This is a genomic window from Polaromonas sp. JS666 (assembly GCF_000013865.1).
Lineage (GTDB): Bacteria > Pseudomonadota > Gammaproteobacteria > Burkholderiales > Burkholderiaceae_C > Polaromonas.
In genome coordinates this window covers 4958212-4973801 of the sequence record NC_007948.1, presented here as the reverse complement: position 1 = coordinate 4973801, position 15590 = coordinate 4958212, and the positions used below count along the sequence as shown (strand labels likewise).

The window sequence follows — 15590 nt, the reverse complement described above, 5'->3', positions numbered from 1 at the left end:
TACTTATTTTTATAGCGCCCATAAAGTACTGATCATGCATCCAGCGCTGTGATTAAAAGCAGAGACGACTGGAAACCCTGCAAAGAGTTTGAATTGTTTTAAATCGTTGATTTTCAAGGAGTTTTCATGGAACTGACCAGCAAGCTGAATCCCGCCCAAAACCCTGTGCAAACCGCCGCCCTGAACACCGAAAAAGCCAAGGCCCTGCAGGCTGCGCTGGCCCAGATTGAGAAGCAGTTTGGCAAGGGCACCATCATGAAGCTGGGTGCCGGCGAGGTGATCGAGGACATCCAGGTGGTCTCCACCGGCTCGCTGGGCCTGGACATTGCGCTGGGCGTTGGCGGCCTGCCGCGCGGCCGGGTGGTGGAGATTTACGGCCCGGAGTCGTCGGGCAAAACCACGCTGACCCTGCAGGTGATTGCCGAAATGCAAAAACTGGGCGGCACCTGCGCCTTCGTCGACGCCGAGCACGCGCTGGACATCCAGTATGCGCAAAAGCTGGGCGTCAACCTGCAGGACCTGCTGATCAGCCAGCCCGACACCGGCGAGCAGGCGCTGGAAATCGTTGATTCGCTGACCCGCTCCGGCGCGGTGGACCTGATCGTGGTCGACTCGGTGGCGGCGCTCACGCCCAAGGCCGAACTGGAAGGCGAAATGGGTGATTCGCTGCCCGGCCTGCAGGCCCGCCTGATGAGCCAGGCGTTGCGCAAGCTCACCGCCACCATCAAGAAGGCCAACTGCATGGTGATCTTCATCAACCAGATCCGCATGAAGATCGGTGTGATGTTTGGCTCGCCCGAAACCACCACCGGCGGCAATGCGCTGAAGTTCTACGCCTCGGTGCGCCTGGACATCCGCCGCATCGGCTCCATCAAGAAGGGCGAGGAGGTGATCGGCAACGAAACCCGGGTCAAGGTGGTCAAGAACAAGGTGGCGTCGCCCTTCAAGACGGCGGAGTTTGACATCCTGTATGGCGAAGGCATCAGCCGCCTGGGCGAGGTCCTGGACCTGGGTGTGGCCGGCCACATCGTCGAAAAAGCCGGCGCCTGGTATGCCTTCAACGGCGAAAAAATCGGCCAGGGCCGCGACAACTCGCGCGAATTCCTCAAGGAGAACCCTGATCTCGCGATTGAAATCGAAAACAAGGTGCGCGAGTCGCTGGGCGTGCCGCTGATCGCCGTGGCCGCCGAGACGGGCGAAAAATCGGACAAGGCTGCCAAGGTCGAAAAGTCCGAAAAACCCGCCAAAGCCGCAGCCTGACCCGGGACCTGGACAAAATCACGCCCGGAATCTTAAGAGAAAGGGGTTGGTTGCTATGAAAATAGTAGCAAGTCGACGCCCTCCCCCGGCGGCACCTGTGCGCTGCGCCTGCTGACACCGACCCATGACTTCAGCCAAACCGGTGGCCCCGGCGGGCTTCAAGCTGTCGCTCAAGGGCCGCGCCCTGCGCTTGCTGGCGGCCCGCGAGCATTCGCGGGCCGAGCTGGAACGCAAGCTGGCACCCCACGAAGAAACGCCGGGCCAGCTGGCTCAGGTCCTCGATGACCTGCAGGCCAAAGACTTCATCAGCGAAGCGCGGGTGGTCGAGTCGGTGATCAACCGGCGCGCCAGCCGCTACGGCGCGGCACGCATACGCCACGAGCTGCTGAACAAGGGGCTGGGCGCGGAGGTGGTGGCCGGGGCGATGGACAGCCTCAAAGGCAGCGAGCTGGAGCGCGCCCGCGACATCTGGCGCAAAAAGTTTGAGGGGCCGGCGCCCGACGCGGCCGGGCGAGCCAAGCAGATGCGCTTTCTGGCGGCGCGGGGCTTTGGCGGCGAGGTCATTCGCCGCGTGGTGTCGCAGGCGGACGAGGACTAAGGCGCCCTTGAACCCCTACCCGATAAGAAAAAATGAGCTAGCCCAATCAACACGAGGGTAAGCAGCTACTGAATTAATAGCAAACGTGAGACTCTCTCTGCCCCCCGGCCGGGGCCGCAGGCGCAGAGCGCCCCCTCGGGGGCATCCTTCGACAGGCTCAGGACGAACGGAGTTCAGTGAGCGAACGTGGGGCCATCCCCCTCCAGCCGGGGCCGCGGGACTGGCTTTGCCAGACCGCAGGCGCAGCGCCCCCTCGGGGGGCAGCGCATTACACGCAGTGAAAAGCGTGGGGGCTCTATATCCCCAGCATCAGCTTGAGGTTTTGTACCGCCGCGCCGGAGGCGCCCTTGCCGAGGTTGTCCAGTCGCGCAATCAGCACCGCATGGCGATAGGTTTCATTGCCGAACACGCGCAACTCCATCTTGTTGGTGTCATTGAGCGCCAGCGCATCCAGCTTGCCCGAGGCGGGCGCGGCCTCTACCGAGACCCATTCGCTGCCGGCGTAATGCCGGGCCAGCACGTCGTGCAACTGCGCGGCCGTTGGTTTGCCGGGCAGCAGGTCGAGGTGCAGCGGCAGCTGCACCAGCATGCCTTGCTTGAAGTTGCCAACCGACGGGATGAACACCGGGCGGCGCGACAGGCCGGTGTATTTCATGATTTCAGGCAGGTGCTTGTGTTCCAGGCCCAGACCGTACACCTCGAACAAAGGCGCAGTGCCGGCCTCATAAGCCTCGATCATCTGCCGTCCGCCGCCGGAATAGCCGCTCACCGAGGGAAGGCTCAGGGGGAAGTCGGCCGGGATCAGGCCGGCATCCACCAGCGGCCGGATCAATGCAATCGCGCCGGTCGCGTAGCACCCCGGGTTGCCGACGCGATCCGCCGCCACCACGGCGGCGCGCTGTGCGGCGGTGAGTTCCGGAAAGCCATAGACCCAGCCTGGCGTGGTGCGGTGGGCGGTGGAGGCGTCGATGATCTTGGGTTTTTTGCCTCCATTGCCTGGCAGTGCGTCTATCATGGCCACTGATTCGCGTGCCGCGTCGTCGTGCAGGCACAGGATCACCAGGTCCACCTGTGCCATCAGGTCGCGCTTGGCCGCCGCATCCTTGCGCAGTTCGGGTGCGATGCTGACCAGTTCGATTTGGGGCATGGCTTGCAGCCGTTCGCGGATTTGCAGGCCGGTGGTGCCGGCTTCTCCATCAATAAAAACTTTGGGCATAAGAACTTTCAGGGGGACGGACGGGTTACCGGTGACTGCCCGGGAGCGCCTGTCGGGGTCTAAATTGCTAAGTAGGAACCGCACAATGATTGTGCATCGCAGCATGATACAGTTCCATATTGCTGCCTGCAGTGACCGCTAACATGGCGTTTTGGGGCCTGTTTCCTATTTTCAACAGTCTCTTTCCAAATTCCTGTTGCACTCCTCTTTTACTGAATTCTGAAGGTTTTTCATGAAAATTCACGAGTACCAAGGCAAGGAAATCTTGCGCAATTTTGGTGTGCCAGTGCCGCGGGGAATTCCTGCGTTCACCGTGCAGGAAGCGGTCGAAGCCGCACAAAAGCTCGGCGGCCCGGTCTGGGTGGTCAAGGCGCAGATCCATGCGGGAGGCCGCGGCAAGGGCGGCGGCGTGAAGGTTGCCAAAACCATCGACGACGTCAAGCGCATTGCCGGTGAAATCCTCGGCATGCAGCTGAAAACCCACCAGACCGGCCCTGAAGGCCAGAAAGTCCGCCGCCTCTATATTGAAGACGGCGCCGATATCCAGAAGGAATACTACGTGTCGGCCGTGACCGACCGCGAGTCGCAAAAGGTGGCTTTCATCGCTTCCAGCGAAGGCGGCATGGATATCGAAGAGGTGGCCCATTCCAACCCTGAAAAAATCATCAAGGTGTTTGTCGACCCGCTGGTCGGCATGACAGACGCCCAGGCGAAGGAAGTCGCCGCCGGCATCGGCATGCCTGCCGACTCCGTGGCGCAGACCGTCGACGTCCTGCAAAAGCTCTACAAGTGTTACATGGAGACCGACGCGTCGCTGGTTGAAATCAACCCCCTGAACCGCAACAGCAAGGGCGAAATCATGGCCCTGGACGCGAAGTTCAACTTCGACGCCAACGCGCTGTTCCGCCACCCTGAAATCGTGGCCTACCGCGACCTGGACGAGGAAGATCCTGCCGAAGTTGAAGCCAGCAAGTTCGACCTGGCCTACATCAGCCTGGACGGCAACATCGGCTGCCTGGTCAATGGCGCCGGTCTGGCCATGGCCACCATGGACACCATCAAGCTGTTCGGCGGCGAGCCGGCCAACTTCCTGGACGTGGGCGGCGGCGCCACCGCCGAGAAAGTCACCGAAGCCTTCAAGATCATGCTGAAGAACCCCGAGGTCAAGGGCATCCTGGTCAATATCTTCGGCGGCATCATGAAGTGCGACACCATCGCCGACGGCGTCATCACCGCCTGCAAGGCCGTGAACCTGTCGGTTCCGCTGGTCGTGCGCATGAAGGGCACCAACGAAGACCTGGGCAAGAAAATGCTGGCCGACTCCGGTCTGCCCATCATTGCCGCAGACACCATGGCCGAAGCCGCGACCAAAATCGTCGCCGCCGTCAAATGAACCACCCCCGAAGCGCCTTTGGCGCTCCCCCTTCAAGGGGGCGACCACATGCGGCCCGGCAAAGCCGGTTCCGCTGCGGTCACTTGACAATAGCATTCACCTTGTGAGGACAGCATGAGCATTTACATCAACCAACACACCAAAGTCATCACGCAAGGCATCACCGGCAAGACCGGGCAGTTCCACACCCGCATGTGCCGCGACTACGCCAACGGCAAAGAGTGCTTCGTCGCTGGCGTGAACCCGAAGAAAGCCGGCGAAGACTTCGAAGGCATCCCGATTTATGCCAACGTCACCGAAGCCGCCCAGGCCACCGGTGCGACGGTGTCGGTGATTTATGTGCCGCCCGCCGGCGCGGCAGCCGCCATCTGGGAAGCCGTGGAAGCCAACCTCGATCTGGCGATCTGCATCACCGAAGGCATTCCCGTGCGGGACATGCTGGAAGTGCGCAACCGCATGAAGGCCAAGGAAGCCGCTGGCGGCAAGCGGACGCTGCTGCTGGGCCCCAACTGCCCGGGTCTCATCACACCCGAAGAGATCAAGATCGGCATCATGCCCGGCCACATCCACCGCAAGGGCCGCATTGGCGTGGTCAGCCGCTCCGGCACGCTGACCTATGAAGCCGTGGCACAGCTGACCGAAATCGGCCTGGGCCAGTCCAGCGCTGTCGGCATTGGTGGCGACCCGATCAATGGCCTGAAGCACATCGACGTGATGAAAGCCTTCAACGACGACCCTGACACCGATGCCGTCATCATGATTGGCGAGATTGGTGGCCCCGATGAAGCCGAAGCGGCTGTCTGGTGCAAGGCCAACATGAAAAAGCCCATCGTCGGCTTCATCGCTGGTGTGACGGCACCGGCCGGCAAACGCATGGGCCATGCAGGTGCGCTGATCTCCGGTGGCGCCGACACGGCCGACGCCAAGCTGGCCATCATGGAAGAGTGCGGCTTCACGGTGACGCGCAATCCTTCCGAGATGGCCAAGCTGCTCAAGGCGCTGCTCTAGGGCTGGCAAGCTGTTTACGCCCAACTCGATTCGGGAAACTTGACCACGGTCAAGCGCGTAAGCAGTAATACGCATCGTGGTAAGCCCCAATGGGGCTTAGACTCACAAAAACAAAAAAGCGCTTTCCAGGCGCTTTTTTAATTCATAACAGGAGATCCCATGTTTTTCGGCCTCGACTTAGCTTCCCCTCTTTTCTGGAGCGCCTTCGGCTCCATCATGATTGCCAACATTGTCCTGTCGGGCGACAACGCTGTGGTGATCGCCATGGCAGCCAGGACGCTGGAGCCGCATCAGCGCAGCAAAGCCATTTTCTGGGGCAGTGCCGCAGCCATCGTGATGCGTATCGTCCTGACGATTGTTGCCATCCAGTTGCTGACCCTGCCCTACCTGAAGATGATTGGCGCCGTCCTGCTGGTCTACATTGGCGTGGACCTGCTCAAGGGCGAGGAAGACGAAGACGGTGCGGGCCATGAAATCAACGGCATGATGGCCGCCATCCGTACCATCCTGATTGCCGACCTGGTGATGAGCCTGGACAACGTGCTGGCCGTGGCCGCAGCCGCCAAGGGCAACCTGCCGTTGCTGGTACTGGGCCTGCTGGTGAGCATTCCGCTGATTATTTTCGGCGCGACGCTGCTGACCAAGGTCATGGAGCGCTTTCCGATCATCATCACCATTGGTGCGGCACTGCTGGGATTCCTGGCAGGTGAGATGCTGCTGACCGATCCGGCTGTCACGGCCCAATTTGGCGCCGTCGGCGAGCAAATGGTGACGTTTGGCGGCATCCTCGGGGCTATCCTGGTCGTGGCGCTGGGGACTTACCTGACCAAGCGCCAGCAAAGCAAGCACTCTGCCACCTGAGTTCAGGGGATGACCTGGCCCGTTCGCTGTTCAGCTGACGGGTCGGGGGCTTGTCAATCGGCCCTCAAATAGCCGGCGTGGCGGATCTCCCGCCACTTGCGCCGCGAATGGCCGCGCTGTCGCGCCTTGCCAAAAAACACCAATTTGCAACAGTAAGTGCCGCTGGCGTGTAAAAGTGCCTTGTCCGGCCGCACCCCGTCTGTTAATGTCAGCTTCAGGGCGACTTGTAAGCTGGCTGATACAGTTGGTTGGTGGGAATCTGCAGGCGCGCAAAGAACAAGCGATAAAAGCGGGCTATGTCTATCAACGGCAAATCAGGGCAAGCAATGGGAGGCGGCCCAATCCTCCGGCAAGGGATGCCATCATTGGCATTGCCGGATGGGTGGGCTCGGGCCGGGTGTCTGCTGCCTTTCTTGCGTGCCTGGTTGGCCGGTGCCCGCCGCTACCGGGCCAATGGCTGGCCTGACAAGGGGTGACCGTGACCCAATTTCATACTCCGTCATCCGCTCTTTGCTGGTTGCGACCGTGGTCTGGGGGTCAAGGGCCTATGATGCAAGTCCAGGTTATGACGGTCCACGCCCGTGCAGGGATCTGAAAATATCCGCTACCCCGGCTTGCGCTGACGACTGAAATTCCAAGCGATAACACGAAAAAGATGATTTACGAGATTTGTACTCAAACAGACCCAGGTTTGACGCGGGACAACAATGAAGATGCCGTGGCCGTGGATGCCCTGACGGGGCTTTGTATCCTGGCCGACGGGATGGGTGGCTATAACGCCGGTGAAATTGCCAGCGGCATGGCTGCAGCCTTCATCAAGTCCGAGATGGGGCGCTGGCTGTCCCAGGCCGGCCGTTACGCCAATGCCAAGGAAGTACGCCGGGCCATGGAGATTTGCGTGGAGAATGCGAACCACTCGATTTTTAATGCCGCCAACTCCAACCCGCAATACACCGGCATGGGCACGACGCTGGTGGTGGGTGTTTTTCAGGACAGCCGCCTGATGCTGGGACATATTGGCGATTCGCGCTGCTATCGCTTGCGTGGCCGGGAGCTCCGGCAACTCACCAAGGATCACTCCCTGCTGCAGGAGCAGCTTGACGCCGGCCTGATCACCCCGGAGCAGGCCCTTACTTCGTTGAACAAGAACCTGGTCACACGCGCCCTTGGCGTTGAAGACACGGTTTTGGTTGATGTCAACGAGTTCCGCGTGGAGGCCGACGACACTTACCTGATGTGCTCGGATGGCCTGTCGGACATGGTGGCTGATGAAGCCATCGCTGCCATCCTGCTCGGCGCCGGAACGCTGGAGCACAAGGCCAGGCAACTGGTGGTCGCGGCCAATGAAGGTGGCGGGCGCGATAATATTTCAGTCGTGCTGGCGCACGCGAAAGAAGACTCGGCCAAGCGCGGTCTTCTGTCCAGAATACTGGGAAAATGAAACGGTGACTGAAATACTACACAGGAGTCGGCCATGCCGAAAATGATCGTCTCTATCGATGGCGTCGTGATCAAGGAAGTCCAGTTGACGAAAGACCGGACATCTTTGGGTCGCAGGCCCTACAACGATATCGTCATTGACAACCTGGCTGTCAGCGGTGAGCACGCGGTTTTGCAAATGTCCGGCAACGAGGTGTACCTCGAAGACCTCAACAGCACCAACGGCACCTATGTCAACGGCAAGGCTGTCAAGAAGCGGCTGCTGCAAAACAGTGATCTGGTCGAAATCGGCAAGTACAAAATCAAGTATGTGAACGAAGCGGCGGCGCCTGATTACGAGAAAACAATGATCATCAAGCCGGCATCCGCAGCGCTCGCGGCACTGGCTGCCGCTGGTGCCGCCGGTGCTCCTGCGGCGGCCCCCGCGACGGCAGATGCGGCCAGCGTGGGTCTGCAAGGGGCGATCAAGGTCATGTCCGGCGCGGCCGCCGGCCGGGAAGTGGCCCTGGTCAAAGTCGTGACCACCATCGGCAAGCCCGGCGTGGCCGTAGCGGCCATTACCAAAAGGCCTCAGGGTTTTGTGGTGGCCCATGTGGAGGGCGCCGGCAAGCCCACGCTCAATGGCGTTCCCATTGGCGCCGAACCTGTCAGTCTGAAAAATGGCGACATGCTTGAACTGGCCGGCACGCAGATGCAGTTCGTGCAGCACTGAGAGGCTGAGAGTCTTTTGTTCATACCCGCTTATCACGCCAAAACGCACCCACTCGTTGTTGCAAATGCGCGCCATAGCCCGAGCTATGGCTGTGCTTTGCGCCTCGATTGGGCACGTTTTGACGCGCTACTCGGGCACGACCAAAAAACTCTCAGCCTCTGAGCCATGTTCTTGCCCGCCGCCAGCGGGAGACCAGATGATGGGCTTCTTCATCACAAAGCTCCGGTGAAGCGCTTGCCCGGACAGGGGCCTCATCCGTGGCGTGTTGATCCCGCGGGTGTCTGCGTTGATGGATGACTGCGGCATACGCTGCCTTCATGTGCGATGGCAAAGCCGTGATGACATCGACGTGGTGCGTCTTCGGATGACCGCATCCGACGCGTCCTCCGGGGGGGGCTGGACGTGCGCCACCCGGTATCCACGCGACGCTCAATTGCTCAGTTGCTCAATTTGCCGGGGATAAACGCCAAAAAGTTCCTTTACCGCGCCTGTGTGAAGCGTGTAGTCTCCACGAGCTGGCTGTTTTTTGACCCCAAGCGGGATGGCGCAACCAGTTTCGAAACCATGTAACCTCAAGCCAGGGTGGAAACCTCATGAAAGTACGTGTATTGGGCTGTTCGGGAGCCATTGCCAGGGACTGCCGCACCACGTCTTTTTTGCTGGACCATGATTTGCTGGTCGACGCGGGTACGGGTGTCGGGGATCTCACCCTCGATGAAATGCGTGGCATTGACCACGTCCTGCTGACACATTCCCATCTGGATCACGTGGCCGCGCTGCCGCTGATGGTGGACGCGATCGCCGGTCAGAAAACCAGGCCGATACAGATCCATGCCCTGCAAGGCACGATCGACGCGCTGAAGGCCCACATTTTCAACAACACGATCTGGCCCGATTTCTCAAGAATTCCAGATCCGGCAACACCTTTCATCAGTTTTCATCCGCTGGAGCTGGGTCAAACCCTGGAGTTGGCCGGCAAGCATATTGAAGTGCTTCCCGCCGTGCACACGGTGCCAGCCGTCGGATATGCGGTGAGCGCCGGCAAGGGCTGCTGGGTGTTTACCGGCGACACCGAGCGCAATCCTGCGCTGTGGGCCCGCATTAACCAGCTGGACGTCGCGATGCTGGTCATCGAGACCGCCTTCAGCAACCGCGAGCGTGACCTGGCCAAACGCAGCCTGCATCTGGCGCCCCATGCGCTTGCCAGCGAACTTGACTGCATTGCAAGCGGCAAGAGCTATCCCATCTACATCACCCACACCAAGCCCGCCGAGACAGAGCTCATCATGGCCGAGATCCAGCGCTTCGACCAGACGCGCACCCTGGCGCGCCACATTTCGCATGACATCCGGTGGCTGCGGGCGGGTCAGGAGTTTGAACTGTGAAAGTCCTTGTTTAGGGCTCGTTCGGGAATAACTTGCACATTTGACTCGCCAGCTTCGGGCGCGCTGCGTTGTTGCGACTCGCTTGTGTGGCCTGGCCACACGGCGCTCCCCGCGCCTGGCAGCGCATCCCGAATCCGACGGCCAAATGCACAACCTATTCCCGAACGAGCCCTTAGGGCGACCAGATACGACGGCCGGGTGGTCGAAGGAATGCGATTCTCTTGCGCTGTCAGCAGCAGCATGCGCACCCTGAAAATGGACGGCATGGAGAAGTCCTGATGGGCGTGACGGTCCTCAAGCGGGTGCGATCCGTCTGCATCAAGTGACAAAAATGTCGCGAGAGAGGGCGCTTCGTGCCAAAAAAGAGCGGTCGTGCTGACGGGGACTGGTTAAAAAGCAGGAAAAAGTTCTCGAATTGGAGGCTTTGGCGAGCTGGCCCGAAACCTGCTCTATTTCATTGCTTTTTCAACCAAGGAGTTTTCAATGAAGCGTTCCATGCAAAAGGGTTTCACCCTGATCGAGTTGATGATCGTTGTGGCGATTATCGGTATTCTGGCTGCCGTGGCTTTGCCTGCTTACCAGGATTACACGAAGCGCGCCAAGATGTCTGAAGTGATTTTGGCGGCTTCTTCCTGCCGTACCAGTATTACTGAAACCATCCAGTCTGCGGCCTCTGGCAGTACCATCGCTGCGAATGGCTGGGGTTGCGAGGTGTCTACAGGTTCGGGTACCAAGTATGTCGCCTCTATGGAAACCACGGCTAATAATCCTGGTGCTGCCGGCGGCGCGATGATTACCGTGACTGCCCAAAACATTGCTTCCGATGCAAATGGCGGGGTGTCTTTGGCGCCTTGCAGCACGGCTGCTACAACTTTTGGAACCTGCTTGCAACCTGCGTTGGCTTCGACGGTTAATAGCTGGGTTTGCGGTCCTGCAGCGTCTGGTGGTGTTAATCCCAAGTTCTTGCCTGGTTCTTGCCGCACCGGCCAATAAGCTCGGATGATTCAAAAAGCGGCTCCGGCCGCTTTTTTTTATGACAGCTTCACGTTTCCATGCCTTCGGGGTTCTTTGTCTTGCGTGGGCCTGGCTGGCGTATGACCATTACCGTCCCTGGGTGAACTTTCATTCAGAGGCGCTGGCGCTGCTAGGCATAGGCTTGCTGGTGGCCAGCCGCTGCCTGGTTCGCAGTTGCCTGGACGCCGAAGCAGCGCCTCGCATAGTTTGGTGGGTAATGGCCGCAGGGCTCCTGCCATGGCTTCAATATGCAATGGGCATCAGCTTGTTTGCAGGGGATGCGCTTCTCGCATCGCTGTACCTCAGCGGTCTCGGCGCAGCTATTTGGCTCGGTTACAGCTATGTAGTGGCTCCGCCTGAAAAGGATGCAGCATTAACCTCAGTGTTTTATATGCTCTGGTTTGCCGCCCTGGTATCGGCGGCAATAGGCTTGCTGCAGTGGCTGAATTTGCAGGGTCCTCTGGCCATGTACGTGGTGCAAACCGACGCCGGTGACCGTGCCATGGGCAACTTGGGCCAGCCTAATCAATTGGCGACTTTGCTGCTGATGGGCATGGCTGCCTTGGCATGGACTTTTGAGCGCAAGCGCATCGGGCGTTTGGGGCTGATCGTTGGCATCGCTTTTATGTCGGTGGCTCTGGTCCTTGCCCAGTCGCGCGCGGGAATGTTGAGCGCGCTTGTGGGGGCAATTTTTCTGATCTGGAAGAACAACGCAGCGCCAGAACGGATAGCGCCAAGGTATGTGTTTGCCTGGCTGCTGGCGTATGGCGCTGCGGTGCAAATGCTTCCATATTTCCAGGATTTTCTGCTGATGGGAGGCGGTCGCAGTATGAATCTGGGGGTTGATAGCGCGCGTGTCACTATTTGGAAGCAGATGCTTAGCGGCATAGGCCAGTCTCCATGGCTGGGCTATGGATGGAACCAGACTCCCACCGCCCACGCAGCTGGCAGTTTGGCGGTACCCGGTTCCATGACATATACCAATGCACACAACATCGTGCTGGATATTCTGGCATGGAATGGGGTGCCGCTGGGCTTGGTGTTGACTGCGGCATGCGCCTACTGGTTTGTGTCGCGCATGCACGGTGCAATGCGGTCCAGTGCGATTTACGCAATGGCTTGCTTGTTGCCTATTGCTGTACACAGCATGGTGGAATATCCGTTTGCCTATTCTTACTTTCTGCTCACCGCGGGGCTGATGGTGGGCATAGTCGAGGCATCCCATCGCGGGATTCATACCATCAGGCTCAACCTGCGTTGGGTTGGTTGTGCATTGGCTGTCTGGTTTGTGCTTGGCAGTTACATGGTTTATGAATACCTATTAATCGAGGAAGACTTTCGCGTAGTCCGTTTCGAAAATTTGCGCATAGGTCAGACTCCGGCGGAATACAAGGTGCCAGATGTCTGGGTTTTTTCGCATATGGCGTCCATGCTAAAGGCGGGACGCCAGCAGGCGCTGCCCGGCATGAAACCGGACGATCTGGAGAATCTTCGCAAGGCATCGTTGCGCTTTCCCTATGGTAGCCTTGGCTTGCGTTATGCCCTGGCATTAGGGCTCAACGGGGATCCGGCGGGTGCGACTCGCCAGATGGCGGTTGTTCGTGGCATGTACGGTGAATATTATTACCAGGCCGCAGTGAGCGTATTGCGAGCGGTACAGCAAGAAAAATATCCGGAACTTTCCAAGGTAGTGACACCCTGAGCGTGCATCCCGGTAATTGGAGTCCGACTCAAATTTTCGTTCGCTCAGTGTGGCTTACACCACAATGAACAGACCCAAATGGCTATAAGGGGCTTGGTCCGTAACCCTTAACCGTAGCGCGTCGTTCGCTCACTCTTCTTACTTGTGCACTTCATTGCTGTTTTTTTGCTCATAGCACTGCCTTGGCTCAATCCATTCGCCCCGGGGCCAACGCCTGCCGTCGTGCCGCTGCTGTTCTCGTGGGCTTGCGCTGCAGCTTTGCTTGGCGTATGCGCTCGTGTGCCCGGCCGGTTGTGGGTTGGGCGCTTGATGCCTGCCATCGCGTGGGCCTGGCTGAGTGCCGGACTGCTCAGCAGCGTGATTGGCTTGTGCCAGTACTTTGGTGCGGCCGGCAACTTTTCTCCCTGGATGAACCAGACTGAAATGGGAGAGGCGTTTGCCAATCTGCGTCAGCGCAATCAGTTCGCGACCTTGATCAATACGTCCCTGGCGGCCCTGCTTTGGCTCGGGGCGACTGGCCGCTTCATCGGGCGCGGCCAGTGGCTGGCGTTGGCCGCGGCGGGCCTCCTCGCGGCGGGTAATGCTGCTTCCTCGTCACGGACGGGGCTGCTGCAGATCGGTTTGCTGTGTTTGATGGTCTGGGTATGGCTAGGGTGGCGCCAGCCCGCTGTTCGCCGCGTGCTCTTGACGGCGGTGGTGGCCTACGCGCTGGCAACGTTGGCGCTGCCCTGGCTGGCCGGGTTGGATCCGTCTGCGCACGGCATGTTCGCCCGCTTGCGTGCCGGGGACCAGATATGCAGCAGTCGCCTCACGCTCTGGTCTAACGTGCTGCACCTGATTGCCCAAAAGCCATGGCTGGGCTGGGGCTGGGGCGAACTCGACTATGCGCACTACAGCATACTTTACGATGGTCCCCGCTTTTGCGAGATCCTGGACAACGCGCACAACCTGCCGCTGCACCTGGCGGTGGAGCTGGGCATTCCGGTGGCGTTGGCAGTATGTGGAGGCTTCGTCTGGTGGGTCTTCCGGCAACGGCCCTGGCGCGAGACCGACCCGACCCGCCAGATGGCGTGGGGTGTACTCGCCGTCATTCTTTTGCACAGCATGCTGGAATACCCCCTATGGTACGGCCCGTTCCAGATGGCGTTTGGCCTGTCCCTGGGCCTGCTCTGGGGAAGCCGCAGGGCGCAGGCGAGCCCGCTGGAATCTCCGCCGGAGGAGTCACCCGTGTCTATTTTTCAAGCCTTGGCCGCTACTATTCTGATAGCTATCGTGGGCTATGCCGGCTGGGACTATCACCGCATCAGTCAGATTTACCTGACGCCCGAAGATCGCGACGCGGCATACCGGGACGATACCCTCCCCAAGATTCGCGGCTCCTGGCTGTTTCGCGACCAGGTGCGCTTTGCAGAACTGACCATCACGCCGCTCACGCGTGACAATGCGCAATGGACCTTCGACACGGCGAGGGCGCTGCTGCACTACTCACCGGAGCCTCGCATCATCGAAAAGGTGATTGAGAGCGCGGTCATGCTCGGCCGGGATGACGAGGCATTGATGCATCTGGCGCGCTATCGGGCGGCCTTTCCAGTGGAGCATGCGCGCTGGGCGCAAGAAGCTGCGGCGGCGCCGGAGCGTCTTCAGCACCTGAAGTGACGCGGCTCAGGGGTTGACAAAGCTTCCCGATTTGCCGCCATGCTTTTCAAGCACGCGCACATCGGTCATGATCATCGCCCGGTCCGCCGCCTTGCACATGTCGTAAATCGTCAGCAAGGCCACCTGCACCGCGGTCAATGCTTCCATTTCCACACCGGTCGGGCCGACGGTTTCCACAGTCGCCTCGCAGGTGACGCTGGCGCTTGCGGCGTCGACCCTGAAATCAAGCGCCACGCGCGTGAGCGCCAGCGGATGGCACAGGGGGATCAGCTCGCTGGTTTTTTTCGCAGCCATGATGCCTGCTAGTCTGGCCACGCCCAGTACGTCGCCTTTTTTTGCCGTGCCTTCCACGATGAGATTCAATGTGGCAGGATTCATGGTGATGCGACCCTGGGCAACGGCAACACGGTGCGTTGCGGCCTTGCCGGCCACGTCGACCATATGGGCCTGGCCTTGCGCGTCGAAGTGAGTCAGCGGAGAAGTCGTTGTCATCCTGTTACGAAACCTTTACAACCATCCCTCATCATACGAGCATGCTTTCACGTTCATCTTCCTGGGGCCATCGCCTCTATGCCTCGGGCATTCATTTGGGCCTCAGCCTGCTGGTGGCCGGTTTGGCGGCACTGCTGGTGTTTGCCGTCTGGTACCCCTACCCTTACCGCGAAATTTCCGGCGGGCGCAGCCTGTTTTTGCTGGTGATTACCGTCGACGTGATCATGGGCCCGCTGCTGACATTGGCCGTCTTCAACCGCAGCAAGCCGCTCAACGAGCTGCGCCTTGACCTGGCTGTCATCGGTTTGTTGCAACTGGCAGCGCTGGCCTACGGCCTGTGGACCGTAGCGGTGGCTCGGCCGGTGCATCTGGTGTTTGAAATTGACCGTTTTCGGGTGGTGCATGCGATTGACGTTCCACCGGAATTATTGGACCGCGCGCCAGCAGAGTTGCGGCACCTGCCGCTGGCGGGGCCCACACAGCTTTCTGTGCGTGAGTTCAAGAGCGCCCAGGAAAGCTTTGAGACCACCATGGCGGCGATACAAGGCGTGGCACTCGGCGCCCGGCCTGATTTGTGGCAAAGCTACGAACAGGCGAAACCGCAAATCAAGGCACGCGCGCGCCCCGTGAGCGAGCTGAAAAGCCGCTTTCCCGGCCGTGCCGCCGAAATTGACCAAGCCCTGAAGTCTGCGTCTTCCACGGTCCGGGCCACCACCTCGGTGGGCTATGTCCCCCTGGCGAGTCGAAGCACTTTCTGGACCGTCCTCATCGATACCAACACCACGGAGGTGATTGCTTTTGTTCCCATCGATTCGTTCTAGGACTTACCCATTGACGCTGGCAACCGTGGTTT

Annotated in this window: 14 protein-coding genes; 12 read left to right on the top strand and 2 right to left on the bottom strand. The window is 59.9% G+C overall.

Annotation, left to right across the window (positions count from 1 at the left end):
- Nucleotides 1-126: 126 nt before the first annotated feature.
- Nucleotides 127-1260, top strand: a complete 1134-nt coding sequence (gene recA / locus BPRO_RS23425) for a recombinase RecA (RefSeq protein WP_011485555.1) — start codon at nt 127-129, stop codon at nt 1258-1260.
- A 124-nt stretch (nt 1261-1384) separates the two neighbouring features.
- Entirely contained in the window at nt 1385-1858 is a 474-nt protein-coding gene (recX, locus tag BPRO_RS23420; RefSeq protein WP_011485554.1) for a recombination regulator RecX, read from the top strand.
- Nucleotides 1859-2153: 295 nt separating this feature from the next.
- Here recX and argC read toward each other — a convergent pair whose 3' ends face one another.
- Nucleotides 2154-3074, bottom strand: a complete 921-nt coding sequence (gene argC, locus BPRO_RS23415) for an N-acetyl-gamma-glutamyl-phosphate reductase (protein ID WP_041389041.1) — start codon at nt 3072-3074, stop codon at nt 2154-2156.
- 232 nt (nt 3075-3306) lie between these two features.
- On the opposite strand from argC, the gene sucC reads away from it, so the two are divergent.
- The 9 genes from sucC (at nt 3307) to BPRO_RS23365 (ending at nt 14245) form a co-directional block, all read left to right on the top strand.
- Complete coding sequence (sucC, locus tag BPRO_RS23410; protein ID WP_011485552.1) at nt 3307-4467, top strand: ADP-forming succinate--CoA ligase subunit beta; 1161 nt, start codon at nt 3307-3309, stop codon at nt 4465-4467.
- Between the two features lie 114 nt (nt 4468-4581).
- Nucleotides 4582-5475: a succinate--CoA ligase subunit alpha gene (gene sucD / locus BPRO_RS23405; protein ID WP_011485551.1), complete on the top strand. Its 894-nt coding sequence runs from the start codon at nt 4582-4584 to the stop codon at nt 5473-5475.
- A gap of 159 nt (nt 5476-5634) precedes the next feature.
- Nucleotides 5635-6336 carry a TerC family protein gene (locus BPRO_RS23400; RefSeq protein WP_011485550.1) on the top strand — a complete coding sequence of 234 codons (702 nt, stop codon included), beginning with the start codon at nt 5635-5637 and terminating at the stop codon, nt 6334-6336.
- Between the two features lie 655 nt (nt 6337-6991).
- On the top strand, nt 6992-7777 hold the full coding sequence (locus tag BPRO_RS23395) for a Stp1/IreP family PP2C-type Ser/Thr phosphatase (protein ID WP_011485548.1): 786 nt from the start codon (nt 6992-6994) through the stop codon (nt 7775-7777).
- Between the two features lie 33 nt (nt 7778-7810).
- Entirely contained in the window at nt 7811-8488 is a 678-nt protein-coding gene (locus BPRO_RS23390) for an FHA domain-containing protein (RefSeq protein ID WP_011485547.1), read from the top strand.
- Between the two features lie 593 nt (nt 8489-9081).
- Nucleotides 9082-9873 carry an MBL fold metallo-hydrolase gene (locus BPRO_RS23380; RefSeq protein WP_011485546.1) on the top strand — a complete coding sequence of 264 codons (792 nt, stop codon included), beginning with the start codon at nt 9082-9084 and terminating at the stop codon, nt 9871-9873.
- A 483-nt stretch (nt 9874-10356) separates the two neighbouring features.
- Nucleotides 10357-10866 (top strand): pilin, encoded by a 510-nt coding sequence (locus BPRO_RS23375; RefSeq protein WP_011485544.1) that lies wholly within the window; start codon nt 10357-10359, stop codon nt 10864-10866.
- Nucleotides 10867-10906: 40 nt separating this feature from the next.
- Nucleotides 10907-12589, top strand: coding sequence for a PglL family O-oligosaccharyltransferase (locus BPRO_RS23370; RefSeq protein ID WP_011485543.1), 1683 nt, complete (start codon nt 10907-10909; stop codon nt 12587-12589).
- Nucleotides 12590-12733: 144 nt separating this feature from the next.
- Entirely contained in the window at nt 12734-14245 is a 1512-nt protein-coding gene (locus BPRO_RS23365; protein WP_011485542.1) for a PglL family O-oligosaccharyltransferase, read from the top strand.
- Between the two features lie 6 nt (nt 14246-14251).
- Here the strand turns inward: BPRO_RS23365 and moaC are convergent, their stop codons facing one another.
- Nucleotides 14252-14737, bottom strand: a complete 486-nt coding sequence (gene moaC / locus BPRO_RS23360; protein ID WP_011485541.1) for a cyclic pyranopterin monophosphate synthase MoaC — start codon at nt 14735-14737, stop codon at nt 14252-14254.
- 41 nt (nt 14738-14778) lie between these two features.
- Here moaC and tfpZ point away from each other — a divergent pair, with 41 nt between their 5' ends.
- Nucleotides 14779-15558: a TfpX/TfpZ family type IV pilin accessory protein gene (gene tfpZ / locus BPRO_RS23355; protein ID WP_011485540.1), complete on the top strand. Its 780-nt coding sequence runs from the start codon at nt 14779-14781 to the stop codon at nt 15556-15558.
- Nucleotides 15559-15590 lie beyond the last annotated feature (32 nt).

Coding starts and splice junctions, on each gene's coding strand:
- BPRO_RS23380 (WP_011485546.1), top strand. CDS start 9,082: ATGAAAGTACGTGTATTGGGCTGTTCGGGAGCCATTGCCAGGGACTGC.
- BPRO_RS23395 (WP_011485548.1), top strand. CDS start 6,992: ATGATTTACGAGATTTGTACTCAAACAGACCCAGGTTTGACGCGGGAC.
- BPRO_RS23390 (WP_011485547.1), top strand. CDS start 7,811: ATGCCGAAAATGATCGTCTCTATCGATGGCGTCGTGATCAAGGAAGTC.
- tfpZ (WP_011485540.1), top strand. CDS start 14,779: ATGCTTTCACGTTCATCTTCCTGGGGCCATCGCCTCTATGCCTCGGGC.
- recX (WP_011485554.1), top strand. CDS start 1,385: ATGACTTCAGCCAAACCGGTGGCCCCGGCGGGCTTCAAGCTGTCGCTC.
- recA (WP_011485555.1), top strand. CDS start 127: ATGGAACTGACCAGCAAGCTGAATCCCGCCCAAAACCCTGTGCAAACC.
- BPRO_RS23370 (WP_011485543.1), top strand. CDS start 10,907: ATGACAGCTTCACGTTTCCATGCCTTCGGGGTTCTTTGTCTTGCGTGG.
- argC (WP_041389041.1), bottom strand. CDS start 3,074: ATGCCCAAAGTTTTTATTGATGGAGAAGCCGGCACCACCGGCCTGCAA.
- BPRO_RS23375 (WP_011485544.1), top strand. CDS start 10,357: ATGAAGCGTTCCATGCAAAAGGGTTTCACCCTGATCGAGTTGATGATC.
- sucD (WP_011485551.1), top strand. CDS start 4,582: ATGAGCATTTACATCAACCAACACACCAAAGTCATCACGCAAGGCATC.
- moaC (WP_011485541.1), bottom strand. CDS start 14,737: ATGACAACGACTTCTCCGCTGACTCACTTCGACGCGCAAGGCCAGGCC.
- sucC (WP_011485552.1), top strand. CDS start 3,307: ATGAAAATTCACGAGTACCAAGGCAAGGAAATCTTGCGCAATTTTGGT.
- BPRO_RS23400 (WP_011485550.1), top strand. CDS start 5,635: ATGTTTTTCGGCCTCGACTTAGCTTCCCCTCTTTTCTGGAGCGCCTTC.